Source organism: Planctomycetia bacterium (assembly GCA_021413845.1).
Taxonomy (GTDB): domain Bacteria; phylum Planctomycetota; class Planctomycetia; order Pirellulales; family PNKZ01; genus PNKZ01.
In genome coordinates this window covers 1-24815 of the sequence record JAIOPP010000101.1, presented here as the reverse complement: position 1 = coordinate 24815, position 24815 = coordinate 1, and the positions used below count along the sequence as shown (strand labels likewise).

General features: G+C 61.7%; 28 protein-coding genes. 7 read left to right on the top strand and 21 right to left on the bottom strand.

Features of this window, described 5'->3' with window-relative positions:
• On the bottom strand, positions 1-360 hold a 360-nt coding region (locus K8U03_19275), incomplete at its 3' end, for a hypothetical protein (GenBank protein MCE9607033.1).
• A gap of 173 nt (positions 361-533) precedes the next feature.
• Between K8U03_19275 and K8U03_19270 the strand changes: the two genes are divergently transcribed.
• From K8U03_19270 to K8U03_19255, 4 genes are all read left to right on the top strand, one after another.
• Positions 534-980, top strand: a complete 447-nt coding sequence (locus K8U03_19270; protein MCE9607032.1) for a universal stress protein — start codon at positions 534-536, stop codon at positions 978-980.
• A gap of 64 nt (positions 981-1044) precedes the next feature.
• Positions 1045-1446 carry a hypothetical protein gene (locus K8U03_19265; protein MCE9607031.1) on the top strand — a complete coding sequence of 134 codons (402 nt, stop codon included), beginning with the start codon at positions 1045-1047 and terminating at the stop codon, positions 1444-1446.
• A gap of 73 nt (positions 1447-1519) precedes the next feature.
• Positions 1520-1798 carry a hypothetical protein gene (locus tag K8U03_19260; GenBank protein MCE9607030.1) on the top strand — a complete coding sequence of 93 codons (279 nt, stop codon included), beginning with the start codon at positions 1520-1522 and terminating at the stop codon, positions 1796-1798.
• Between the two features lie 54 nt (positions 1799-1852).
• On the top strand, positions 1853-2338 hold the full coding sequence (locus K8U03_19255) for a YbaK/EbsC family protein (protein MCE9607029.1): 486 nt from the start codon (positions 1853-1855) through the stop codon (positions 2336-2338).
• A gap of 423 nt (positions 2339-2761) precedes the next feature.
• On the opposite strand, the gene K8U03_19250 is transcribed toward K8U03_19255, so the two are convergent.
• From K8U03_19250 to K8U03_19190, 13 genes are all read right to left on the bottom strand, one after another.
• The gene (locus K8U03_19250) at positions 2762-5485 is read right to left on the bottom strand and encodes a cation-translocating P-type ATPase (GenBank protein MCE9607028.1); all 2724 of its coding nucleotides are present in this window, start codon (positions 5483-5485) and stop codon (positions 2762-2764) included.
• Positions 5486-5500: 15 nt separating this feature from the next.
• Positions 5501-6553 carry a hydrogenase expression/formation protein HypE gene (gene hypE / locus K8U03_19245; GenBank protein ID MCE9607027.1) on the bottom strand — a complete coding sequence of 351 codons (1053 nt, stop codon included), beginning with the start codon at positions 6551-6553 and terminating at the stop codon, positions 5501-5503.
• Positions 6553-7680 carry a hydrogenase formation protein HypD gene (gene hypD, locus K8U03_19240; GenBank protein MCE9607026.1) on the bottom strand — a complete coding sequence of 376 codons (1128 nt, stop codon included), beginning with the start codon at positions 7678-7680 and terminating at the stop codon, positions 6553-6555. Before hypD ends, hypE begins: the two co-directional genes overlap by 1 nt.
• Complete coding sequence (locus K8U03_19235; protein MCE9607025.1) at positions 7677-7937, bottom strand: HypC/HybG/HupF family hydrogenase formation chaperone; 261 nt, start codon at positions 7935-7937, stop codon at positions 7677-7679. The genes hypD and K8U03_19235 overlap by 4 nt, the downstream gene beginning before the upstream one ends.
• A gap of 3 nt (positions 7938-7940) precedes the next feature.
• Positions 7941-10244 carry a carbamoyltransferase HypF gene (gene hypF, locus K8U03_19230; protein MCE9607024.1) on the bottom strand — a complete coding sequence of 768 codons (2304 nt, stop codon included), beginning with the start codon at positions 10242-10244 and terminating at the stop codon, positions 7941-7943.
• The gene (gene hypB, locus K8U03_19225) at positions 10226-10915 is read right to left on the bottom strand and encodes a hydrogenase nickel incorporation protein HypB (GenBank protein MCE9607023.1); all 690 of its coding nucleotides are present in this window, start codon (positions 10913-10915) and stop codon (positions 10226-10228) included. The genes hypF and hypB overlap by 19 nt, the downstream gene beginning before the upstream one ends.
• Positions 10912-11280, bottom strand: a complete 369-nt coding sequence (locus K8U03_19220) for a hydrogenase maturation nickel metallochaperone HypA (GenBank protein MCE9607022.1) — start codon at positions 11278-11280, stop codon at positions 10912-10914. Before K8U03_19220 ends, hypB begins: the two co-directional genes overlap by 4 nt.
• Positions 11273-11770: a hydrogenase maturation protease gene (locus tag K8U03_19215; GenBank protein ID MCE9607021.1), complete on the bottom strand. Its 498-nt coding sequence runs from the start codon at positions 11768-11770 to the stop codon at positions 11273-11275. Before K8U03_19215 ends, K8U03_19220 begins: the two co-directional genes overlap by 8 nt.
• Positions 11767-13065: a Ni/Fe hydrogenase subunit alpha gene (locus tag K8U03_19210; GenBank protein MCE9607020.1), complete on the bottom strand. Its 1299-nt coding sequence runs from the start codon at positions 13063-13065 to the stop codon at positions 11767-11769. The genes K8U03_19215 and K8U03_19210 overlap by 4 nt, the downstream gene beginning before the upstream one ends.
• Complete coding sequence (locus K8U03_19205; protein ID MCE9607019.1) at positions 13062-13850, bottom strand: oxidoreductase; 789 nt, start codon at positions 13848-13850, stop codon at positions 13062-13064. The genes K8U03_19210 and K8U03_19205 overlap by 4 nt, the downstream gene beginning before the upstream one ends.
• Positions 13850-14680: an FAD/NAD(P)-binding protein gene (locus tag K8U03_19200; GenBank protein ID MCE9607018.1), complete on the bottom strand. Its 831-nt coding sequence runs from the start codon at positions 14678-14680 to the stop codon at positions 13850-13852. The genes K8U03_19205 and K8U03_19200 overlap by 1 nt, the downstream gene beginning before the upstream one ends.
• Positions 14681-14715: 35 nt before the next feature.
• Entirely contained in the window at positions 14716-15840 is a 1125-nt protein-coding gene (locus K8U03_19195) for a 4Fe-4S dicluster domain-containing protein (GenBank protein ID MCE9607017.1), read from the bottom strand.
• Between the two features lie 161 nt (positions 15841-16001).
• Positions 16002-16976: a universal stress protein gene (locus K8U03_19190; protein ID MCE9607016.1), complete on the bottom strand. Its 975-nt coding sequence runs from the start codon at positions 16974-16976 to the stop codon at positions 16002-16004.
• A 379-nt stretch (positions 16977-17355) separates the two neighbouring features.
• Between K8U03_19190 and K8U03_19185 the strand changes: the two genes are divergently transcribed.
• On the top strand, positions 17356-17757 hold the full coding sequence (locus K8U03_19185) for a hypothetical protein (GenBank protein ID MCE9607015.1): 402 nt from the start codon (positions 17356-17358) through the stop codon (positions 17755-17757).
• Here K8U03_19185 and K8U03_19180 read toward each other — a convergent pair.
• The 5 genes from K8U03_19180 to K8U03_19160 all read right to left on the bottom strand — a co-directional run bounded on the left by K8U03_19180 (position 17697) and on the right by K8U03_19160 (position 20701).
• Positions 17697-18674, bottom strand: a complete 978-nt coding sequence (locus K8U03_19180; GenBank protein MCE9607014.1) for an alcohol dehydrogenase catalytic domain-containing protein — start codon at positions 18672-18674, stop codon at positions 17697-17699. The genes K8U03_19185 and K8U03_19180 overlap by 61 nt on opposite strands.
• 79 nt (positions 18675-18753) lie before the next feature.
• Entirely contained in the window at positions 18754-19215 is a 462-nt protein-coding gene (locus K8U03_19175; protein MCE9607013.1) for a hypothetical protein, read from the bottom strand.
• 62 nt (positions 19216-19277) lie between these two features.
• A complete protein-coding gene (locus K8U03_19170) occupies positions 19278-19706 on the bottom strand; it encodes a hypothetical protein (GenBank protein MCE9607012.1) in 429 nt (142 codons plus the stop codon).
• Positions 19707-19769: 63 nt separating this feature from the next.
• A complete protein-coding gene (locus tag K8U03_19165) occupies positions 19770-20243 on the bottom strand; it encodes a hemerythrin domain-containing protein (GenBank protein MCE9607011.1) in 474 nt (157 codons plus the stop codon).
• Entirely contained in the window at positions 20240-20701 is a 462-nt protein-coding gene (locus K8U03_19160) for a universal stress protein (GenBank protein MCE9607010.1), read from the bottom strand. The genes K8U03_19165 and K8U03_19160 overlap by 4 nt, the downstream gene beginning before the upstream one ends.
• A gap of 385 nt (positions 20702-21086) precedes the next feature.
• Here K8U03_19160 and K8U03_19155 point away from each other — a divergent pair, with 385 nt between their 5' ends.
• Positions 21087-22496, top strand: a complete 1410-nt coding sequence (locus tag K8U03_19155) for a sigma-54 dependent transcriptional regulator (GenBank protein ID MCE9607009.1) — start codon at positions 21087-21089, stop codon at positions 22494-22496.
• Between the two features lie 282 nt (positions 22497-22778).
• On the top strand, positions 22779-22991 hold the full coding sequence (locus K8U03_19150; protein MCE9607008.1) for a hypothetical protein: 213 nt from the start codon (positions 22779-22781) through the stop codon (positions 22989-22991).
• A gap of 38 nt (positions 22992-23029) precedes the next feature.
• On the opposite strand, the gene K8U03_19145 is transcribed toward K8U03_19150, so the two are convergent.
• Complete coding sequence (locus tag K8U03_19145) at positions 23030-24241, bottom strand: hypothetical protein (GenBank protein MCE9607007.1); 1212 nt, start codon at positions 24239-24241, stop codon at positions 23030-23032.
• Between the two features lie 152 nt (positions 24242-24393).
• Positions 24394-24815: response regulator (locus K8U03_19140; GenBank protein ID MCE9607006.1), on the bottom strand; the 422-nt coding region annotated here is incomplete at its 5' end.

Genomic DNA, 24815 nt, shown 5'->3' with positions numbered 1-24815 from the left:
GCCACGAACCACGGTCGCCGTGGGGGCGACTCGACGGCGTAGCGCATCGACGGCTTTTTGCGCGCGATGCGTTTGAACGGCATTGACCATGATCCCCAGCAGTACGATCGACCCGACGATTATCGCGCTGACGACTTCTCCGAGCAGCGCCGAGACGATCGCCGCGACCAGCAGCGTGATCACCAACGGATTGAGAAAGAGCCGCAAGAGTTCCATTACGGCATTGGGAACGGCGACCGACGCAAGGTCGTTCGGTCCGGTTTCCGTAAATCTGCGCAGGGCCTCTTCCTCGGATAGTCCCTGGAGCGCTCCGTCCGACGGATGCGTCTTCGCCGGCGAAATGCTTGCAACGGCGTCCATCGTCACAGGATCTCGGATAAAAATCTGCGTTGGAAACGCGAGAACGGAATGCGCTTTGAGCACGGAGGCCCTCAAAATCGACACGATCGGCTTCGATCGCGCGGCGGCATGGAGATTGCTTTACTCATTTCGGTGCCTGAGTCTCAATGAATGTGGCGACGAGGAGGATTCCGATGAAAGCCGAAACGATTCTCGTCCCGATCGACTTCACCCCCTGTAGCGAAGCCGCGCTCGACGCGGCGACGACCATGGCGCGCGGGTCTGGCGGAAAACTCTTCGTCGTCTACGTCGAAGAACCTTGGAACGCCGTCAACGGTCCTGAATACCTCTACACGGTTCCCGAGCCGAGCCCGGACGAGGCGCTTCGTCGACTGCGAGCCTTCGCTCCCGTTAGTCGGGGCGTCCCGATCGAGTACCACGTCCTCCCTGGACTTCCCGCGGATGCGATTCTCGGCTTCGCCGAGCGCGAGCACGTCGATCTCGTCGTGATGGGGACGCATGGTCGGCGCGGCCTCACGGCCCTGTTGATGGGGAGCGTCGCCGAAGCGGTCGTTCGCCGCGCGAAATGCCCCGTGCTGACCGTGAAGGCGTCGAATAAGCCCGTCATGGTCCCCGCTTAGGACCGGAATAGAACTCAGTTCGAACGAGTTCCGCTAATCGATCACCGACCGAGGAGGACCTGTGATGACAGCGGCGACGAATCTTGAGTTGCATCGGGATCATTTGGAATGGAAGACCGACAATGCTTTTTGGCGCGATGAACTCGCCGTTTGGCAAACTGAATTGAAACAAGCCGGCCCGATGCTTGAGAGGCTTCCACAGATCCTGCGAGAACATGCTTCGAAGTTGGAAGTTCATGCCCGCTCGATCAGGTTTGCCGAACAGGGGCTCGATGACCACGAATGCCGCCTCGTCCGGGCGGCTCAGGCCGCGACTCCGTCGAAAGCCGCGCCCGGCGGCGAGCATTGCGTCGAAACGTACGATCATGCCCAGCAATGGGAAATGCATGAGTCGCTCAAGCGAAAGCATCACACGCTCTTGGCACGACTGTCGATGCTGATGCATTCGCTGGAATCGGACCGCTGATTGCGAGTCATCGTACGAAACTCGTGAAAACCTCAGACGCACCGTTTCGATAACACTTTGAAAGGCACGACTCATGTCCGCCGATAATTCCACGGCGACCGCCGAACTGCAACAACATGTCGTCGATCTCCAACGGGACATCGAAGGGCTCGCCCGCTCCGTGACGGCGGTCGCTCAAGAAAAGCTCCATGAAGTTCGCGAAACCGCCACGCAGTTCTGCGACGAGCGACGTGCGAAAGTCCGGGGGCTCGAACGCGCCCTCGAGAAATGTATCGTCGACCGACCCGTCTCGGCGCTCGCGGCGGCGGCGGGTGCGGGATTTCTCGTCGGCTTGCTCTGGCGACGACGGTAAGCCTCCTTATCGGCCGCCGTTCGGCGAAAGACCACCTCAGGGAGCGATCGTGCCATGAACACGGAAACCTTTCTCCACGAGAAAAACGTTCCTTTCGAGGCGTACTTACATGAGCCGACTTACGGTGCTCAACATCTCGCCCGCGAATTGAATGTGTCGGGTCGGCTGGTCGCTAAGACGGTTCTGCTTCATGTCAACGGCGGCTTTAAGTACTTAGTCGCCGTATTACCTGCGACGCATGTCGTCGACTTGGACGCCGTGTCCAAAGCGTTCGGCGATGCTCGCGTGAAGCTCGCCACGGAAGACGAGATCGCCGAACGTTGTCCCGACTGCGAGCGCGGCGTGTTATCTCCGTTCGGATCTCGCTACGCTCTCGAGACGGTCGTCGATCCCACGATCGTACAAAATGAGAAGATTATCTTCGAAGGGAACATGCACGGCCGAGCGATTCGGATGCTGTACCGCGATTATTATGAGTTGGAGCATCCGTTGATCTTGAACTTCTCTCGGTATGCCGAGCCCGCCGTGACCGAGTCGTAAGTTTGGTGCCGTCAAAAACAACCGAAGACGACCGTTTCGTCGACGATGGACCGTTACACTAGGTTGATTCATCATCGTCACGGCCGCGCACTAGAAGGAATGCGAAGCCGAAAGCCGCCCGACCGCCGCTGCCTCGCGTCTCTTGTTCGGAGCGGAAAGAGGCGATTCGTCCCGCGCATGTGACGACGCCCCGGTCATGGATCGCTTGTTCTTCGACGCATGGCGAATTCACCGCTTGGTCCATGGTCTAATACGAGCCGGAGCCGACTCTCGCGACGTCCGTCTTCACGACGATGCTCAACAACCGCCGAGAGACGCGGAATATCGGATCACGCGACCGGCCCGAGAGGTTCTTGATTACGGCTCGGACGTGGCGCCCGCGCACATGGTATCGGATGTGAAGCCATATCGGCTTGCAGCTCGCTAAGATCGCCGTTTCGCGCCGAAGACGAGCTTCCCGACCTCGAAGCACGTGACGGGGAACAGCGCGAGCAGCGTGGCCGGCACCCAAATATAAGGATCGGTCAATGCCTGCAGCGAATCGCTGCGCAGTGCGATGACCGCCGTTGCGACAAGCTGGAGCAACGCCGAAACCGTCAAGGCCGCCAGCAGCGGCCGATTCGTGAACAGTCCCAATTGCGGCCAAGTCAGCCGCGCGCTGCGACAGCTCAGAGCGAAGAACAGTTGAGCGAACGCAGTCACGCAGAACGTGACCAGTCGAGCGACGTCGATATTGCCCGGCAGCCGGTGCCAAGCGATCTGAAATGCCGCCAGCGCACAGACCGCGATGAGCAGCCCGTGAAGGAAGATCAAGCGACCACGCTTCCACGAGATTAAGGCCGCCTCGGTCGCGCGCGGACGGCGACGCATGAGATCGGGCTCCGGCGCCTCGACTGCCAGGGCCAGGGCCGGCAGGCCGTCGGTGATGAGATTGATCCACAGGATCTGTAACGCCGTCAAAGGGACGGGAATGCCGACGAGCGCCGCGAACAGCATCAACAAGACTTCGCCCGCATTGCAGGCCAGCAGATAGTGAATCACCTTCCGGATGTTATCGAGAATTCCGCGTCCTTCTTCGACGGCATTGACGATCGAGGTGAAGTCGTCGTCGGTCAATACCATGTCCGAGACGCCTTTCGTGACGTCGGTGCCGGTGATTCCCATGGCGATTCCGATGTCGGCCGCTTTCACGGCCGGGGCGTCGTTCACGCCGTCGCCGGTCATCGCCACGATTTGTTTCCGACGCCTCCAGGCGTGGACGACGCGCAGCTTGTGCTCCGCGGTCACTCGGGCGTAGACGCTCGTCGAAACCACGCGGCGCTCGAGACCCGCGTCGTCGATCGTATCCAATTCGACGCCCGTCAAGACGCCCGGAGCTCGCTCGTCGAGAATCCCCAGCTCGACGGCGATAGCTCGGGCCGTCGCCGGATGATCGCCCGTAATCATCACCGGCTGGATTCCGGCTTCGCGACAGCGCTCGACCGCGGCCCGCACCTCTTCGCGCGGCGGGTCGATCATTCCGACGAGGGCGACGAACGTGAGCTCGCGTTCCGGCGTGTTTTTCTCGGCGGCCGGCGGCTCGTCGCGATAGGCCAAGCCGAGCACGCGCAGTGCGCGGCCGGCCATCTCGACGTTGTTTCGCAAGATCGCCGTTCGCAAGTCGTCCGTCAACGGCCGATCGTTCCTTTGGATACGCACCTTCGTGCACAAAGCGAGCACCGCTTCCGGCGCCCCTTTCATGAACATCACCCGAGTCCCGTCGTCGCGGCGATGGATCGTCGACATGATCTTGCGGCTGGAGTCGAAAGGAATCTCGTGTTCGAGCCGCAAGCTTCGGACTTCCGTCCTCGGGCCGCCTTTCATGGCCGCGACGATTAAGGCTCCTTCCGTCGGATCGCCGACGACGGACCAGCGACCGGTCTCCTCGGTCCGAACGAGCTGCGCGTTGTTGCAATAGCGGCCGATCGAGAGGGCCCAATCCAGATCGGAGTCGTCGTCCAGGGCCGCACCGACCGTATCTTCCTTCGTCGCAATCTTCCCTTCCGGTGCGTAACCGGTGCCGCTGAACTCGTAGCGACGATCGCCGACGGCCAACTCGCGGACCGTCATCTCATTGCGTGTCAGCGTACCCGTCTTGTCGCTGCAGATGACCGTCACCGAACCCAACGTTTCGACGCTGGGAAGTTTCCTCACCAAGGCATTTCTCCGTACCAGACGCTGCAAACCGAGCGCGAGCGCCACCGTGACCACGGCGGGCAAGCCTTCCGGAACGGCGGCAACCGCCAAACTCACGGCGGGTAACAGCACCTCTTCGAGGGGAAGCCCGCGCCAGAGCAGTAGGCCGGCGATCAGCGCGACGATCCCCAAGCAGACCACGACGAGTATGCGCCCGAGGTCGGTCATTCGCCGCTGCAGCGGCGTGGGTTCCCGTTTTTCCCGAGCCAACATTCCGGCGATCTTACCGAGTTCCGTCATCCGGCCGGTCGCGACCACGACGGCCAGACCCTTTCCGGCGGCGACCGTGGTGCCGAGATAGACCATATTGGCTCGGTCGGCGAAAGCGGCCGAGATCGACGACGAAGCTTGGGCGTCCTTTTCAGACGGAACCGACTCTCCGGTCAGAGTCGCCTCTTGCACGGTTAGTGCGAATGTTTCGACGAGGCGAGAATCGGCGGGGACCGCATCGCCGGCTTCCAGTAACACGATATCGCCCGGGACCAACTCCGCGGCGGGCAACACACGGATCTCGCCGTCGCGGCGAGCGCGCGCCGTCGGTACGGCCATCCGCTGGAGCGATTCCAATGCGCGCTCCGCTCGTTCTTCTTGAGCGAACCCGAGCGCGGCATTGATTAGCACGATGGCCAGGATGGCGACCGTGTCGAGCCAATCTCCCGTCGCGCCGGCGATTAAAGCGGCGACGATCAAGATCCAAACGACGAGCTGATGGAATTGCGCCGCAAACCGGCGCCATGCCGGGTCGCTCTTCGGCGCAGACAGTTCGTTCGCGCCCCAGCGCGCGCGTCGTGAGGTCGCCTCCGCCGTCGAAAGCCCTTGCGTCGGATCGGTCGCCGCGACCGCGAGGATCGCTTCGATCGAAAGCGTGTGAGGGACGTCGATGAAAGGGGCCGAAGCGGCAAGGTCACCCATGGCCGGAGATCTTCCTCAGCATATGCGGGGCAGCGGCGCACCGCTGGGCTCGAGGAGCGGCCGCTCGCTTCCGATTCCCCGCTTGACCACGACCGGAAGCAACCCCCGGGCGCGGACAAAGCCGATTCTTGCAGCTCGCGCACAGACGGAGACGCATTGAAGTGCGCTCCGCGCCGACTCGGCATCGTCCGGATGCACGGCGACGACCATCGTACCCTCGTTCGCCACGTTCAGCGGATCAAGCCCGAGCAATTCGCATACTCCGCGCACATCCGACGAGATCGGCACGCGCTCTTCTTCGATCACCAGCGTTCCGCCGCAGTCGCGTGCCCATTCGTGCATGACCGCCGTCACGCCTCCCCGGGTTGCGTCGCGCATAGCTCGAACTCGAACGCCCGCGGTTCGCAGCGCAGCGACTGCTTCGATCAGGGGACCGCAGTCGCTCTCGGGCGGCGGCTCGAACGCCATCTCTTCCCGCGCGGCTAAGATCGCGATTCCGTGCCTGCCGATAGGGCCGCTCACGAGCAACACGTCGCCGACCTCGATCGTTGCCGAACCGGACGGGCCGGGTTCGATCAGTCTGCCGAGCCCGGTGGTCGAAACGAACAGTCGATCTACTGCGCCGCGCGGTACGACTTTCGTGTCCCCCGCGACGACCGAGACGCGGCACCGCCTGGCGGCCTCGGCGACGCTCTCGAGCACACGGTCGAGCAGTTGGAGCGAAAACCCTTCTTCCAAAATCAATGACAGCGTCAGCCACAATGGTTCGGCGCCGCGAACCGCCAGATCGTTTACGGTGCCGTAAACGGAGAGCGTGCCGATGTCGCCGCCGGGAAAGAACAAGGGGGAAACGACGAACGCATCGGTCGTGAGGACGGGCCGACCGTCGATCTGCGGTAGGACGGCGGCGTCGTCGAGCGGCAAAGAGGACAGGCGATCGAATCGAGGCAAGATGTGCTCTTCCAGCAATCTGCGCATCGACGAACCTCCTTCGCCGTGCGCTAACGACACGCGCTGCGGCTCCGCGGCATGCTTCACGGGGCAGGCCCATGATGAAGAGTCGTTCATTAAGCATTTCCCTCGACGGCGCGTGGTTCGCAACGTAACTCCGGCCGGTGATACTGAAAGTACGCGGCGCAGGCCCCTTCGCCGGACACCATCGGCGCTCCCAACGGATGCTCCGGCCGACACTCGCCGCCGAATGCCGCACACTCCGGCGGCTTGATTCGTCCGCTCAGCACTTCGCCGCTTCGACAGCGACATGAGCTCACGACTTGCGGCAAAGCTCCCGCGGTAAACCGTCGTTCAGCGTCGTAATCACGCCAGCTCTCACGAAGTCGGAGTCCTCCGAGCGGCATCGCTCCCAGACCGCGCCAGGTTCGGTCGCAGGCTTCGAATACATCCTCGACGAATTGCCGCGCACGAAGGTTTCCTTCGGCTTGAACGACCCGATCGTAGCGATTCTCGACTTCATGACGACTTGTTTCCAATTGCTCGACGCAGGCAGCGATCCCGGTCGCGAGATCCGTGGGTTCGAAGCCGGTTACGACGATCGGCACTTCGTACCGCCGGCAAAGGTCTTCGTAGGACTCGCAGCCCACCACAGTGCAGACATGGCCCGCCGCCAGGAATGCCTGCACCCGATTCTCGGGAGCGCATAAGATCGCTTCCATCGCCGGCTGCACGCGAACATGCGCGACCAGCAAGGAAAAATTCTCGATCCCGCGCCGCTTCGCTTGCAGAACGGCTAGGGCCGTCGCGGGAGCGGTCGTCTCGAAGCCGACGGCGAAAAACACCACCTCGAGTTCCGGATGCTTTTCGGCGAGCGCCACGGCATCGAGCGGAGAATAGACCATGCGCACTAGCGCACCCGCGGCGCGCGCCGAGGCCAAGCTTTCTCGGCTGCCGGGCACGCGAAGCATGTCCCCGAACGTGGTTACCAAGACGTTCGGGATCGACGCAAGTTCAATGGCGCGATCGATGACTTCGGCACCGGTGACGCAGACCGGGCACCCGGGTCCATGAATCAGTTCGACCGCATCGGCCAGCGCTTCGTCGATCCCGTAACGAAGTAGGCCGTGCGTCTGACCGCCGCAGACTTCCATGATCGTCCAACGCTTGGTAACGCGGCGGCGAATCGACTCGAGCAAACTCTCCGTCGCGCCAGGATGACGAAATTCATCAAGGTATTTCATAGCATCTCGTCCTCGGCCGAGGGCGGTGACTCTTCCCCGGCATCACGCAGTTCACGTAAGAGCTTCTCGGCCGCGACGATATCGATGCGGTTAAGCGCGATTCCGGCGTGAACCAGGACATAGTCGCCCACTTCCGCCTCGGGCACGCAGGCGAGATGGCATTCGTGTCGTACGCCGCCGAACACGACCCAACCGCGGGCCAATAACGGGTCGCGGTCGGTCCACTCCTCCAATCGACCTGGAACGGCGAGACACATCGATTAGCCCTTTCCTTTCGTACGCAGGCGGCGGGCCGCCGCGACGGCCAGTTGTCCGGCCGCTAAGCCGCCGTCCCCCGGCGGAACGACGAGCGAGCGCAGCCAACCGGCCGGACGTAGTGAAAGTCGCGCGGAGAGAAGCTCGCCGAGCACGGCATTCTGAAAAACGCCGCCGGAGGTGACCAGCGGTAGATCGGCATATGTCGCAGCCGTGGAAAAGACGAGGTCGGCGACGGCACGATGGAACCGCATCGCAATGACTCCCGGTCCGACTCCACGGAACACGTCTTCGACGACGCCGACCAGGAGCGGACGCCAATCGATCAATCCGGACCGGTGATCGACTTGAAATGCGTAGCTGCCCTTCGCACGAGGATCGCAAGCCTGCTCGAGCAGCACCGCCGGACGCCCTTCGTCGCCGCTATGCGAGATCCCCAGCGCCAACGCGGCGACCCCATCGAAAAGGCGTCCCATGCTCGAAGTGCGGGGGAAGAGTCTTGAGCGAATCGCGAGATCGATCAGCGCCTCGACTTTGCTCGGTACGACGTCGGGCCAAGCAAGTCTCGCCGCCTTATCCGGTCCCATTGCGTCACAAACGAGCGCCAGGGCAACGCGAAACGGCTCGCGTATCGCTTGCTCGCCTCCCAAGAGGGCGAAGGATCGCAACCGTGCGACGCGCTGAAAGTCGTGGGAAGTGGCTCGTAGCGTCTCACCGCCCCAGACCGTACCGTCGTCCCCGTAGCCGGTGCCGTCCCAAGCAAGTCCGATGACTTCGCGATCGAGCGCACCGTGTTCCAGCAGCACCGCCGCCACGTGGGCGTGGTGATGTTGCACGCTGAGGCGATTGCGATATTGCCCGGCGCAACGAGAAGTATAGTAGTCCGGATGCCGATCATGCACGATGGCCGCGGATTCACGCGTCACGCCGTAGAGCGCAGCGAATTCGTTCAGTTGCGCGGACCAACGCTCGCATGCGGCGCCGGATGTCAAGTCGCCGAGGTGCGATCCCAGAACGGCTTGCGAACCGTTCCAGAGCGCGATCGCCGATTTCTGTTCGCCGCCCAAAGCGATGATCGGCGAGTCGATCGACTGCGAAAACGGCGGCAACACATACGGCGCGAAGCCCCGCGCGAGTCGGAGAAAACACGGCGCACCGGCGATCACGCGCACGACCGAATCGTCGATCGGACGGGCGATCGGCCGATCGTGATGCAGCCACAGATCGGCGACGCCTCGAAGTTCGCGCTCCGCCCTGGTCTCGTCGTAAACGAGCGGTTCCCCTTCCGAGTTTCCGCTCGTGCAAACCAACGGCCGAGCGACTTGATCGCACAGTAGGGCATGGAGCGGCGTCGTCGGAAGCAGCAGGCCGATCGACTGAAAGTCGGGTGCGACCTCGGCCGCCAACCGAGCTTCGGCCCGCCGATGTACGATGACGATCGGCCCTGCCGGATCGACGAGCAATCGCCGCTCGGTGTCGGTCAGCACACCGAGCGTTTCCGCCTCGGCGAGAGATCCGCTGAGGACCGCGAGCGGCTTCGTCCGTCTCCGCTTTCGCTCGCGCAAACGCCGCACGGCTGCGGGCGATGTCGCGTCGACGAGCAACTGATAGCCGCCGAGTCCTTTAAGCGCGACGATTCGTCCGCGGCTCAGGGCCGAAGCGGCCGCCGCAATCGCTGCTCCGCCGATGGTCGTTCGGCCCTCCTCATCGGTCAGCCGCGCCTGAGGGCCGCATTGCGGACACGCATTCGTTTGCGCATGGAAGCGACGATCGTCGGCCGCACGATATTCGTGCCGGCAGGTCCGACACATCATGAACCGTCGCATCGTCGTTGCCGCACGATCGTAAGGCATCGCCTCGACGATGGAGTAGCGGGGACCGCAATCCGTGCAACTCGCGAAAGGATATCCGCCGCGCCGGTCGGTAGGATCGCGAACTTCCGTCAAACAGGTCGCGCACACGTTGCGGTCGATCGGGACGGCGGCGATCCCGGCTCCGACTTCCGTTCGAGACGCGATTTCAAATGTCGAGAAGTCGCGACGCGGTCGATCGGCTTCGACTTCCATCCGTTCCACTTTCGCGCCGGGAGGCAACGCTTCGATGAAACCAGCGAGATACCGTTCGATCGCTTCGGGAGCTCCCTGCAGTTCGACGGTCAGCCCGTCGCAGGTGTTCGCGACTCGTCCGGTGAGCCCCAGACGGGCGGCTAAGCGCGCCGCCGCCGGACGAACACCGAGCCCCTGGACGCGTCCGAAAACGCGAATCCTCCGACTCTGATCGGTCGCCGCAGTCAGCGATTCGGTTGACATGGCTCTCCCGCCGACATTCGACATCGCTGGGAGATCAGATAATCGCACCAATCATCCAGGCCGTGCGGAGGGCGGGTGCTCGTCGGAAAGACGGCGAGATCGGCGCGGATCGATCGCGCATCCTCGGCGGCCCGTTCGAGGCTAAACGGCACGTAGGGCAACAGATCCGTCTTACTGATCACCACGGCATGGCTCGTGCGAAACGCCTTGGGATACTTCGCCGGCTTATCATCCCCTTCGGTTGTACTCAGCAGCAGCACGCGAAGATATTCACCGAGGTCGTGCGACGCCGGACAAACTAAGTTGCCGATATTCTCCAAGAACAAGAAATCGACCGCCGGCTCGCCGAGGGCCTGCCAGCCTTGTTCGATGAGCGGAAACTCAAGATGACACGCCCCGCCGGTCGTCAGTTGTACGACGGGGACATGGTCGGCAAGCCGCTGAGCATCGCGATCGGTCGCGATATCGCCGACGAGAACGGCGCAGCGGTACTTGCCGAGAAAATGATCGGCCGTGGCCGCCAAGAGCGACGTCTTGCCCGAACCCGGCGACGACAAGAGATTCACGACGAGCGTGCCTCGGGCAGCCATCGTGCGGCGAAAGTCGGCTGCGAGTCCGCGAGCGACGGCCTGCACATCGCGACGGACGGTGATGACGCGGGTGGCGGTCATGGTGACGTCGACTCCTCGGGTGTTTGTTCGAGCGAAATGGATTGCAAAACGACCGTGTCGCCGGCCAAGATTTCTACGTCGCCGCCGCCGCAATCTTCGCACGCGAACCGCAACTCGTCGGTGACATGCCGACGCCCGCAGCTTCGACAACGGTAGGTAAGTTTAACGAATTCCACAACCAACTCCGCGGTGCCGGAGTAAGTGTTCGGGCGCAGGCGATGAAAGGCTTCCCTGAGGAGAAGCGGCTCCACGCCCGACAAGGGACCGACTTCGATGCGAATCTCGGCGACTCGCCCACCGCCGTTGGCGACCGCGAGATCGTCGACTTGCCGCAGCAGCGAACTCACCAACGACGCTTCATGCATGTGGAATCACCGGTTTGATCGCCTCGCGGGGGCTCCCGATTTCGCTCCGGATCAGCTCGGCGAGACGTTCGGTCGCAACAGCGACGGCAGGTGAGAGTTCCAACGTCGGCTGCCTATCCGAATCAGGCTCGGCCGACGCGATGCTCCAGATCGTCGCCCGCGAAGGGAGCAACCGCAAACTCTCGGCCAGTCGTAGCGTGGAAATGAGATCGAAATCGTGCGTGCCGCTGAAGCGAACGGTCTGGAGCACGGCGCTGGGCCAATCGAAGCGAACTATCGTTCCCGGCGCGTCGGCACCGCGATAGGCGTCGATCAGATGTAGCGCCGCGAACTCGTTCAAGTGATCGAGCACGTCGAGCGGCGAACGAAACGCTTTCAAGACGCACCTCGGCAACGAGCCCTCGAGTCGCTTGACCACGACGAAGCCGAGTCGATCGTCGCCGAAGTCGCTCCCGATGCCGGCGATCAACGTTTCGTTCGGGTCGTTCATCGGCGATCCCAGTCGACTCGGAGAAAGTGCGTCGCGCAACTGATGCAAGGATCGTAACTCCGAATGACGCGCTCGCACGAATGAGCGATCTCGTCGTCAGGTTCGTGAAGTACGCGCGGCAGCCAAGCGGTGAGATCTCGTTCGATGCCCCCTTGATTTTGCGAAGTCGGCGGTACGATCTTCGCTTCGGCAACAAGCCCGGCGGCATCGATTCGGTAACGGTGATAGAGGAGTCCGCGCGGGGCCTCGGTCGCGCCGCACCCTTCGCCGAGACCTGGACGCACTTCGACGCGACAGCCCGACGGTTCGCGATAAGAACGCAAGATCGTCAGCGCGACCTCGTAGGCGTGAACGACTTCCAAGCCTCGCGCAATGATGCTTCGAAACGGATTACGGCACGGCGGTGCGAAACCGATTTCGCCGGCCGTGCGGCGGGCCGCCTCCGACAGCCGATCGAAGCTCAGATTGAAGCGCGCCAACGGACCGACGAGATAACTTTCGTTCGTGGAACGGCGGACGCATTGCAGCGCGGTCGAGTGCGGAACTTGCCGCTCTTCGAACGCCGTTTCGAACGTATCGGCGCTCCACGACCCGCCGCGACTCGACTCGATCGTCCCTTCGTTCATCGCGTATTCGTCGGGATGCGTGAGGGCGACGAAATCGTAGTCGGTTTCGAAATCGGGAAACGAAAAGCCAGCCACCCAGCGGACGGTCTCGATCGCCGCTTGAAGACCCCATTCGAAGCAAGGGACCAGGCGTGCCAATTCTTCGCTCCGCGGCGCACGATAGAAGCCCCCGAGCGCAACGTTGACCGGGTGAATGGCCCGGCCGCCGAGAACCTCGAGCAGTTCGTTGCCGTATTTCTTCAGCCGCAAGCCGCGGCGAATCTCATCGGGATGCGTCTCGGCCGCCTTCAAACCACTTTCGCACTTCAAGAAGTCGGGGGCATGCAGCAAGTGCATGTGCAGACTATGGCTCTCGATCCATTCGCCGCAATATAACAGCTTCCGGAGTAGACGAATCTCGGGCGTGATCTCGACTCCGCAGGCCCGTTCGAGTGCTTGAACCGCACTCATTTGATAGGCGACTGGACAGATCCCGCAGATTCGCGCGACGATGTCGGGCACTTCCTCCGGCGCGCGGCCGCGCAGAAAGGCTTCGAAGAATCGCGGCGGCTCATAGATCCGCAGCTCCACGGCATCGACCGTGCCGTCGCGGAGATGAATCGTCAGGCCTCCCTCTCCTTCGACGCGCGATAAGGCCTCGACGCGGATCGTTCGTTTTTGGTCGGTCATGGTTGCCGCTCCACGCTCGAATCCAGACGATCGCTCTCCCGTCGAAACTCCGGAGCGGCGGCGTTGAAGAGGCGCAGGCCGCGCACGAGTTCGGGAACCGCGGTCCCGGCTCGTTGAAACTGCGTCGTGAGGCTGACGACGTTCGGCTGCGCCGCAGGTCCGAAGCAGCCGTAGCAGCCCCGATCGTAGGCCGGGCAAATCGCACCGCACCCCGACTGCGTGACCGGGCCCAGGCAAGGGACTCCCTGCGCCACCGTAATGCAAACGTTGCCGCGCAGTTTGCAGTCGAGGCAAACGGAGTGCGACGGCGTACGGGGACGACGCCCGGTCGCGAGCGACCGGATCACCTCGATCAGCTGCCGCTTGTCGATCGGACAACCGCGCAGTTCGAAATCGACCGGCACATGCTCGGCGATCGCCGTCGAAGTCGCCAGCGAATCGATGTACTGCGGCGAGGCATAGACGGCCCGGAGGAAGTCGGCGTGATCACCCCAGTTGCGCAGCGCTTGAATGCCGCCGGATGTGGCGCACGCGCCGATCGTGACGAGAAACTTCGTTTGCCGCCGCACCTCTTGAATGCGCTCGGCGTCGTGCGCCGTCGTGATCGAGCCTTCGACGAGTGCGATATCGTAAGGGCCGGATTCGGCACGATCGCTCGCTTCGAGAAAATGCACGATGTCGACCTTCTCGCCGATGGCAAGCAACTCGTCTTCGCAATCCAGCAGAGTTAATTGGCAGCCGTCGCAACTCGCGAACTTGAAGACGGCCAGGCGCGGTCGAGCCATTAGAGTCCCTCCACGTCGAGATAGGAGGAGACTCGATCGTAGCGGATGATCGGGCCGTCTTTACAAATGAAGGCCGGTCCGAGTTGGCAATGACCGCAGAACCCGACCGCGCATTGCATGTTACGTTCCAGCGACAACCAGAGTTGCGTCGGTTCCAGACCTCGAGCCAGTGCGCTTGTCGCTACATACCGCATCATGATGTCGGGTCCGCATGTCAGCAACAGCGTCTTGCCGGGATCGACGGGTCGATGGCGATCCACCAACAACGTAACGACTCCGACCGGTCCGAGCCAACCGGGATCCCCTCGATCGACGGTCACCTCGACCTGCAGGCCGCGGCGGCGCCACTCGGCGAAGCGGTCGGCGTACAGGATCGTTTGAGGATTGCGAGCCCCGTGAAGCAGCGTAATTCGTCCGATCGACCTGCGATGCTCGAGCGCCCATTCGATCGCCGGGCGGAGTGGAGCCAGACCGATCCCGCCGCTCACGAACACGATATCACGTCCGGCGAAAAGTTCCGTCGGCCACGCGGTCCCGAAGGGGCCGCGCAGCGCGAGCTTGCCGCCGACTCCAAGACCCGCCAGCGTTTGCGTGACGCTCCCTGCGGTCCGAATCGTGTGAAGCCAAGTCTCGGCGGCTGAATCGCGCCCGCTGACGCTGATCGCGGCTTCTCCCACGCCCGGAAGATAGAGCATGTTGAATCGGCCCGGCGCGCAAGAGTACGTTTCGCGGACGGACCTCTCAGTCAGTCGCACATGATAAGTCGCGACGCCGGGCGATTCGGCGTCGATGGCGACAATCTCGGCGGAATGAGCCCCCCAAGGGTTCATCGCGCGGCTCGGCGGGCTCGGAGTTTGAGAGTGATTCACGACGCGTTCCCTTGAATCGCGGCGACTTCCGCAGTCAGATCGATGCCGACCGGGCACCAGGTGATGCATCGTCCGCAACCGACGCAGCCGGAGGATCCGAACTGGTCGTGCCAAGTCGCCAGTTTATGCGTCAACCACTGACGATAGCGGGAGCTCACGGTGTTGCGAACGACCCCGCCGTTCATGTAACTGAAGTCGAAGTTGAAGCAGGAGTCCCAAGTTCGACGTCGCTCGACTTGCGTGACATCGAGATCCGAAACCTCGTGAACGGAGCTGCAAAAGCATGTCGGGCAGACCATCGTGCAGTTGGTACATGACAGGCAGCGCTCGGCGACATCGGCCCACTGCGGATGATGCAGATTCTTCATCAGTACGTCGCGCACCTCATCGACCGGAAGCGAGCGCGTTTGTTCCGTGACGGCACGGCTTCTTCCGTTGTCGGCGTCGGAAAGTTCGGTTGCCGTCGCCGATCGGAGTTGCAACGTCGAAGCGAGTTCGCTGCCGCGCACGCTGCCGATTTCCAGAATGAATCCGGTATCGAGTTCGGTGAGAGCTAAGTCGAAGTCCTTGGTACACCGCGGGCCGGTCTTCATCGAAGTGCAGAAGCACGTCGGCGCGGCTTGCGTGCAGTTCACCGCAATGAAAAAGGCTTGCTCCCGCCGGGCCTGATATGTTGGGTCGGAGTAATCTTTCTGCAGGAACACGCGATCTTGCACGACGACGGCCGCGAGCTCGCAGGCCCGCATTCCGAGGAAAGCGAATCGCGGCGGCTCGCTACAATCCGCGGCTTGAACGCTCCAACCCGAGTCCGTCGCCATGGCCGTCGCAATCGTGGCCACCGGCGGAAAAAGGAATTGTTTCCAAGATTGCGGACCGATGACGTAGCCGAAATAGCGATCGTCGGCACGACGTTCGAGGCGATACGTTCCGGCTTCCTGCCGATCGGTCCAGCCGCGCGGCAAATCATCGATCGACGCTAATGGTTCGTATACGATCGCGCCTTGACGAATCGTCGGCCCGACGACCGTGTAACCGCGCCGTTGTAGTTCGCGCATCAGGCTCGCAAGTCCGTCGTGCGCGAGAAATAGAGGAACGGCGCTTGGTTTGGACTCGCTGCTCATGCGGTTCTCCATCAATGGGCACCCCCCGAACGTTACAAATCGGGGTAACGTTCGAGGTGCGATGTTGCTTTCGCTTGCAACCATGGGACCGAACTTGCGGTCCGATCTCAGCTAAGTTAATTCGGCATGCTACGGCAGGCTCGGACCAAGCCGCACGTGCTTCAACGAGCGACGAGGACCGAGCAGGGAGCATGCGTGAGCACTTTCTCGCTCGTGCTGCCGATGAACAGCCGTTTCAAAAAACCTTTTCCCTGCGAGCCGAGAACGACGAGATCGATCCGGCGATCCGCCAGGAGTTTGAGGATTTGCTCGGCGGAGTGTCCCTCGGCGACGATGACGTCGGCTCCGGCGAACGGCGGGAGTTGCTTAGTCATGAGCGTTGCCAGCTCTTCGTGGGCTCGGTACTTGTCGCGCTCCGTTTCGCGAGTCCAGCGATCGATCATCTCCGCGGCTTCGGCGCTCCGTCCGGCTTGAGCCATCCATTCGGGCACTTCCGGCGGCAAGGTTTCGATCGCCGTCACGGCTGTCACTTTCGTATTGCGCGGCAGTGTCAACTTGGTCGCTGCGGCGAGAGCTGCTTCGCTGCAGACGGACCCATCGGACGCGAACAGCACATGAAACGGCCGATCGCCGCGGTGCTCGGAATCGGTTCGCGACACGAACACCGGGATGCGCGAACCGTGCACGACCGCTCGGGAGACGCTCCCGAATAAGACCGTGTCGAAACCCGACATACCCCGAGCGCCGACGACGATGAGGTCGGCTCCCCACTTCTCGGACTCGATTAGGATCCCCTCGCGCGGAGTGTGTTGCGCCGTAATGGTCCTCGCACCGGCAGCCAAGGGCTCGGGCAGGAGGCGTCGAGCTTCCTTGACGACGGTCTCCACAACCGCCGCCGCGGCAACTTCCTGAAGACTCTTGTCGGCCGAAAGCTGCATTGCGGCGGTGGTCGGTTCGACGGCCACGGCCACGCCATCGGTCACCGGGGCGAGCACGTTGCCGCCGCGCCGAAAGATGACCTCCGGCGGAGCAAAATAAATAGCCGCCGCGTCGGCGGCGGGAGCGAGGAGCTGTCCGACCTGGCGTACGGCATTGAGGGATTCGCGGGAACCGTCGACGGCGAAGAATACTTTCATGGCTGAGCTTCCGAAACACGGAGAGGAGGAGTTCGCCCTTCCATTGCAAACAGAATGCCGCGCGGTGATCGTCCGTCCGCTTAGCTCGGCCTTTCAGGAGTGACGCGAGAAATCGATGCGATAGCCCGCTATCGGAGCGAGTTTATTTTCGATGGCGTAACGCACTGAGGGTAACCAAACCGCTGTGCGGGATCGCACACTTGCCGCGAGCGACCATCGAATTCGCACAGCGCGCGTAGCGGGAAGTAGAGGGAAGTAGAGGGAAATAGAGGGAAATCGCGGAAATCATCCCCCTCGTCGGTCTCACCGTTTCGGCTCGGCGTATGCGTTTACGTCGTTCGAAACGCTTCTCATACAACAGCGACGAAGGAACTCTCCCATGTCCTCGACCGAAATGAGCTCGATGCACAACGACCACCGCGAATGGAAATCGGAGAATGCGTTGTGGCACGACCAGCTGCGCGAATGGGAAGCGGAGATCGCCGAAGCGATCGGCGATGTCGCGAAGGTCGAACAGGCGTTACACGCTCACGAGAGCCGCCTAAGGACCCATGCTGCAGCGATTCGGCTCTACGAACAGGGCCCTGCGGAGCACGAACTCGCGGAACTGGTTCAAGAGGGAGCCTCTATGGCGGCTTGTTGCACCGCGAACAAGCACAAGAACGAGTCGCTGAAGCAGACCGAGCAGCGGCAGGTTCATGAGGCGCTCAAACGAACCCATCATGCGCTCATGGCCCGATGGTCGCTGTTGCTGAAGGCCTTAGGCACTTCGGAAACATAAAGTCGAACCGGTCGCGTACGTCGGCCGTTGCATGAAAAAACGGTAGCGGACGGCGTCGAAAGTACCAATTCCCCCAGCTGCATTTGCAGGAGAAAACCATATGACGGCTTGCCGTGAACGCCGATGTTCGCAAGCCGCCGGCCCGGCGCGACGACTGATTGACAGAGGTCGAAGCTTTCCGGTATTCCAACCGCCTCGACGACGACGTCGAAACCGATGCCCTGGGTGAGTTTCATGAGTTGATCGACGGCCGTTGCGTCGCCGGCATTGACCGTCGCGTTCGCTCCCAGCTTACGAGCGACTTCCAGTCGGCCGTTGTCGACATCGACGACGACGATCGTTGCCGGCGAATAAAACTGCGCCGTCAACAGCGTGGCGAGTCCGATCGGCCCACCGCCGACGATCACGACCGAATCGTCCGGCTGCACCCGGCCGTTCAAGACACCGCATTCGTAGCTCGTCGGCAGAATGTCGCTCAGCATCACGACCGCCTCCTCGTTGTATCCCCTGGGGATGCGATGCAGGCTGCCGTCGGCATGCGGAATCCGCACGAACTCCGCCTGCGTCCCATCGATCCGATTCCCGAGCACCCAACCGCCGTCGGAGCAATGGGAATACATTCCCGGTTTGCAGTTCGAGCATTTGCCGCACGACGTGATACACGAGATCAGCACGCGGTCTCCCATCTGCACCGTCGACACACCGGATCCGACAAGTTCGACGATTCCGGTCCCTTCATGACCGAGGATGCGGCCTGCAGAGACCGTGGGAACATCGCCTTTGATGATGTGCAGATCGGTCCCGCAGATCGTCGTTTTCGTAAGCCGCACGATGGCATCGGTCGGCGCTTGGAGTGACGGCAAAGGCCTTTCCTCGAAGCAAATATCACCGTTGCGGCGATAGATCAAAGCCTTCATCGGTTCATCTCGATTCGCAGTGAACGGACATTCTCAAGAATGGAGCTGCGGGATTCGTCGTGCCGCCACGGCAGCGGCTTTATGCGACGGACGCAGATTTGGTCGTACGCTTCTTTCGCGTCCGCGACTGTTTCGAGTCACCGGATGCGAAGTAGGTTTCGACGATCGCTCGAAGCTGTCGGTCGGTCATCTTATCGGCGGCTTGGACTTTACCGACGGCTGGTGTGGATCGTTTGGTGCCGAGATATGTGGCGAACTCCTTCTTCGCCGAACCCGGACCGAGAATCAGCAGCCGGCGAACGTTTCTCAACTGCTTTTCCAGCTCCCGATAGAAGTTCGTGCGTACCGCCGTCGACTTCCGTTCCAATCGGTCCTCGGCGACGAAATCGTTTTTCGTATACGCGGGCTTCGCCGCGCCCTTCTTGGCAACGGCTTTGACGGTGGGAGGTGCCTTGAGTTTTACGATCTTGCGTTCCGGATCGTTTAAGTAAACGATCACTGCATGCTCGGAATCAACCCAAATACCTGCATTCGTAGCCATGACGAGCTCCTTCGAAATTGACAACCGAAAATGAATTCGTACCCGAGACGATCGTCCGCGTTCTATCGTTGCCCCAAGTGAATCGAAGCCGGCACATCGAGGCCGGCCGTGCGAACGTCGCGCACGTGCTTATGGCAATTGACGCATTGCATCGTGAGACCGACGTAGGCGAACGCCGCCGCGTCGATATTCTTCTTCTTGGCGGCCGCGGCGACCCGATCGGCGGAGCGGCGGAACTCGATGCTGTGTTGCAGGTAATCCGCAGTCTGCAACACTTGCCACATTTCGTCGCGGCTCTGAACGCTGAGAGCCTGCGCGCTCTTCTCGATTAACGGGAAGTCGGCCAGCGCGATCCCTTCCAGCAGTTTCTCCGAATGCGCGAGCTTGAGTCGCATGAACGGTGCGACCTTGTTCGGGTCTGCGGAGCGACCCGACGTGACGGACAACCCGAGGGCGGCGAAGGCGACGGCGAACAGAATGCGGCGTTTCATAGCGTGTTCCTAAGAATGTTCGAGGCTTGAGGTCGAAAAACAGGGGGCGAGTTGAGTGTCAGATCACACGTCGAGGCCGGAATCTTCGTTGAAGGCTCGGGAAAGCAGGGCATTCTCAGCCGCTTCGTGGGCTTCGACATGCTTAGAAAATCGGGTGTAGTCAGCTTTCAAATCGGACCACACCAACGGAGCGGCGTCGGCGGAGTATGCGTGATAGAGCATTGCGTTGGCGGCGGCGAGCAATTCCTCGTGTTGGCGTTGGAGAGCGGATGCCTGCGGAGCGACTTGCGGAAGGCGGATCGTCGCTTCTTCCAAGTAACCACCTTTCTCTTCCTGCCGGAAATGGCAGGCAAGACGATCACGAAGGTCGGTGATGAGCAATCTTATTTCGGCGATACTCGCCGCCGACGCATCGACTTCGCACGTCCCATCCAACTTGCTGCGAATGCGCTCGATCGCAGCGTGAAGATCGCGATGTTCGCTCCGAGCTTGTAAGTAATACGGATTCACCTCGTGGACGTAGTGGCCGTTGCTCATGGCTTGAGCCCCACGGCGACCGCCGCGTCGACCTTCGCGGTCGGTTTGACGACCATGACCGGACACGCGGCGCCTCGCATGACTTCTTCCGCGACGCTTCCCATCAAGAGTCGGCTCAGGCCGGTCCGGCCGTGACTGCTCATGACGATCAGGTCGACGTCCTGTTCCTTCGCGGCGGACAGGATCGCCTGCGCCGGCAAGCCTTGCACAAAACGATAGTCGCAAGCGACGGCCGAGTCGTGCGGCTTCACCGCCAGGAGCATGTTCCGCAGCACATCGGCGTCCGGCTCCGGCGCCCCGTAGTAGTACGCACCGTCTCCATACATTACCGGCGGCTCTTGCACGTGCACGATCACCAGCAAGGCATTTCGTTCGCGAGCCAATGCCGCCGCGTATTCGAGGGCAGCTTCCCCTTTGCTCGAAAAGTCGGTGGGAAAGAGAATCTTGCGCGTCTTCATGGGTAGGCCTCGGCATTCGAGTAAGACTGACTGATTTCGCCGATCTCTTACGCGAATCGAATGCCGGACGAGTTCATCCACGTCGTTTTTCTCAAGGCCGCAATATGGCGGCCGGATTTCAGGCGTCTGAGCGAGCCGCCTACGAGTTCTCAATAGGCGAGTGAGCGTATTCGCACATGCTGCCCCGACTTCGCGCACTTTCGAGCGACCCGCTCCACATACCTATTGTGTTTAACCCCTCACAATCTGCGGAGATCGATGATCTTCGCTCCCGGTACGGCGGTTGCTTTACGAGCAACCGACCTCCGTTCTTATTGCCGCGTCGGAACGGACCGTCCAAAACGTCGTCCGAACTGCCCCCCTCGACCAAAATGTTGACTTCATCATGACCGAACCTCGAACTCCGCAATCCATCGACCTGTTGATCGTCGACGACGATGACGAATACCGGAGTACCGTCGTGCGGCGGCTCGGTCGCCGCGGCTACCGGATCCAAGAAGCTTCGAACGGCGAGGCCGCGCTTGAAGCGGTGCAGCGCCGCGAATTCGATGTGGCACTGCTCGATATGGTGATGCCGGGCATGTCCGGCGTCGACCTGACGGAAAAGCTCAAGGCGATCCAGGCGGATTGCGAAGTCGTGTTGCTGACCGGTCAAGGGACCGTCGAAACGGCCGTGCGGAGCATGAAGCTGGGAGCGTTCGACTACTTGATGAAGCCTTGTCCGTTGGCCGATTTGGAAGTCGTCATCGAGCGAGCGGTCGCACGGCGGCAGCTTACCAAGGAAAACGTACAGCTGAAGCAAGTGTTGTCTCGCGTTCAGTCTGCTCCCGACATGCTCGGCAACTCCGCGCCGATGCGTGAGGTGTACCACCTCATCGAGCGCGCCGGACCGACCGAAAAAGCGATCCTCATCCAAGGCGAAAGCGGCACCGGCAAGGAACTCGTTGCGCGTGCGCTTCATCGTCATAGCCTTCGCGCTGATAGGCCGTTGGTCGTGATCAACTGCGCCGCGCTGGCCGAAACATTGTTGGAAAGCGAGTTGTTCGGGCACGAAAAAGGCTCGTTCACCGGCGCCATCGCGAGCAAGCCCGGTTTGTTCGAAATGGCCGACGGCGGCACCCTTTTCATCGATGAAATCGGCGAAATGCCGGGCTCCTTGCAGCCGAAGCTGCTGCGCGTGTTGGAAGACGGTTCGATGCGTCGCATCGGGTCGGTCAAGGAGCGACGCGTCGACGTGCGCATCGTGGCGGCGACGAATCGGGACATGGCTGCGGAGGTCAAGGCCGGACGGTTTCGCGAAGACCTTTATTACCGGATCAACGTGATGTCGCTGCAACTGCCGCCGCTGCGCGAGCGGAACGGCGACGTCGCCCTTTTGGTCCGTAAGTTTCTCGGTAGTGAGTGGCTGATCGAGCCCGAGGCGCTCGCGGCGATCGAGCGCTACACCTGGCCGGGCAATATCCGGCAGCTCATCAATGCGATCGACCGCGCCAAGATTCTTGCCGACGGCCGCACCGTGCATCTGAAGGACTTGCCGCGCGAGGTCGTCCTGGGGCCGCAGCCGGCCGCGCCGTCGGCGACGGCCGCATCGGGCTCCGCTTCCGATCCCTCCGATGCGTCACTGGCGTCGATCGAGCGGGCCCACGTCGTCGAGATTCTGCGCCGCGAGCGCGGCAATAAGGCCCGAGCCGCCCGCGCGCTCGGCGTGAACCGACGCAGCCTCTATCGGCTGCTGGAGCGTTACGGCCTCTCGGCCGACGGCTCCGAAGCCCCGGTAACAGATCGCGCTTCGTAACGATGTTGCGGTCACGTCAAATTGAGCTTCGGTGTGACGCCGCGGCACACGTGCGACGATCGGGCGCGCCGGCCGCACGCCTCGTTCGACTGCCGCCAAGCTCGGAGCGGAAGTTCGATCTCGCTCTAACTGATTGCGGCGGATGTGGTTTCTGCGCAGCAACCAGCAGATAGTGACGTGCCTGATCGGCCTCGGCATCGTGATTGCGTTTAAGGAATCGTCGCGAGTCGAAGAGACGATTCGAAGCGCTCCCGAAACCATCCAAGATAGGAATCGTCGCTCATGGCCACCGTCGTATATCCCAACGATGCCACGTTCGCTCCCGCCGCGCTCCCGCTTAAGACGCCGGTCGCGAAGCTGGAAACCATCGCGCGGCGCGAGTCGGATATGGACGCCGACGACGCCGCGGCGCTTCGCATCGTCTCGGCGATCATCTTCACGGTGGTCGCTCTCGGGACGCTCGCGATGCTCGGGACCGTGCTCATTTGCGGTTGAAGCCGGCTCAATTGCCGGCGGCCCAGCAGTCTGGTGAATTAAGTCTCACTGGCAGGTTGCGCCCGAAGAACGATGTGAAACGAACTTCCTTGGCCGGGGATCGACTCCGCCCAAACGCGGCCTTCCTGATGTTCGATCATTGTCTTCGTGAAGTAGAGGCCGAGACCGGAGCCGGGCTGGTTGCGATGCTTCGTCGAGCGACGAAACGGCGCGAAGATCAGCTCCAAGTCTTCGCGCGGAATGCCGGGCCCGTCATCCGCGAAGATGAATTCGAAGCTTCCGGAATGCGGTGCGACCGAGACTTTGATATGTCCTGGAGCTCGTTCGAGATACTTCACCGCATTCGAGAGCAGATTGTAGAACGATTCCCGCAACCGGACCGCGTCACCCCAGACGATCGGCAATGACTTAGGAGTCTCCAGCACGATTTGCTTCGCCTGAATCGCGGGTCGCAGTCGTTCGACCGCCTCGTTGAGAGCGATTTGGCTCGAGACCTCCTGTAGCTGCGCCGAAAGATCGAATGATGTGACCGCCGAGAGCAGTTCGTCGATCATCGTGCTCATCCGAAACGTGCGGGTTCTAGCCGATTCGATGAGTTGCTTCGCTTCGCTCGGCATTTGCTCGCCGAACTCGTCGAGCGCTTCGTCGCAGAAGTTCGCCACGGTCGCCAGCGGCGTCTTGAGATCATGTGAGGCGAGATGCGCGAACTGCCGGAGTTCGATATTGGCCTTCCAATACATGTCCAGCGCATGCTGCATCGTCTGCGTGGCACGCGTGAAGTACGAATCGAGCGTGAGCCCGAGATCGAGAAAGACGACCTTTAACAGCGACAACAAGCCGTCTACCTGCGGCGGCATGGTCGCTCCGTCGGCCGTCAGATAGCGGACGAACGATTGCTGCACGTATTGATTGTACGCTCCCAAGAACAGCTCCGGATCGATTCCGACGCCGGCGTGAGCTTGTCCGACGCGGCGACGTCGCTCGACGTATTCCGGCCCCCAATCGGCCTGCAGCAGCGAAACGAAGTGTACGATTTGGGCCTGCTTGAGGCGGTCGACGAGCTGCGAGTCGCCGAGAAATCGGGCCGACTCCGGAAAGGAAAATAGATGCCGATAGAAAGCTTCGACCAACGCCGTCGAAAACTCTTCGAACTTGGGAGCGAGCTCGCGCAATCTCGCTTGATCAACGGAGGAAAGTCCAAGATAGGCGAGTCGCTCCGACAGGCGTTCGGCATCGCCAATGCTTTCCACGGGTGAGCTAGGCGTGGGGGACGAGGGCGTATCAGGCATGATTCCGCTTCAATGGAGGTATCACTTGTTCCTGTGAGGACCATGAGCAAAAACGATTCCAAACAGTCAACTGACATCCCAGATTCGGGCGTCCGTTCCGATGCGTTTAGTCCTTAACGCGTGAATCGGCCGATGAGCGAGAAAAGCACCTGGAGATCGAGCGGCTTATAGCACACGGCATCGGATGGAGCATCTCCGAGGGGCAAGTCGGCGCTCTCCAGACACTGCCCGGTAATGAGAATCGCCCGCGCTTCCGAACGTGCGTCCCGCATCCTATTCAGCAATTCCCTGCCGTCGCCATCGGGTAAGCGAACGTCGAGCAGTACGATCCCGAATCGGTTTTCATCCAATCGAGCCATTGCCGATCGAATGTCGTCAGCGAGAGCGACCCGATATCCCCGTTCCTGAATCAAGTCTCGCAGGTTGGCGCAAAGGTCTTGATCGTCGTCGACAACCAAAATGAGCGGCTGTTGCAAAGCCTCGTCCAAGGTCGAGGCCAACTGCGAGAGATCGACCGGCTTGGAAAGGATTTTCC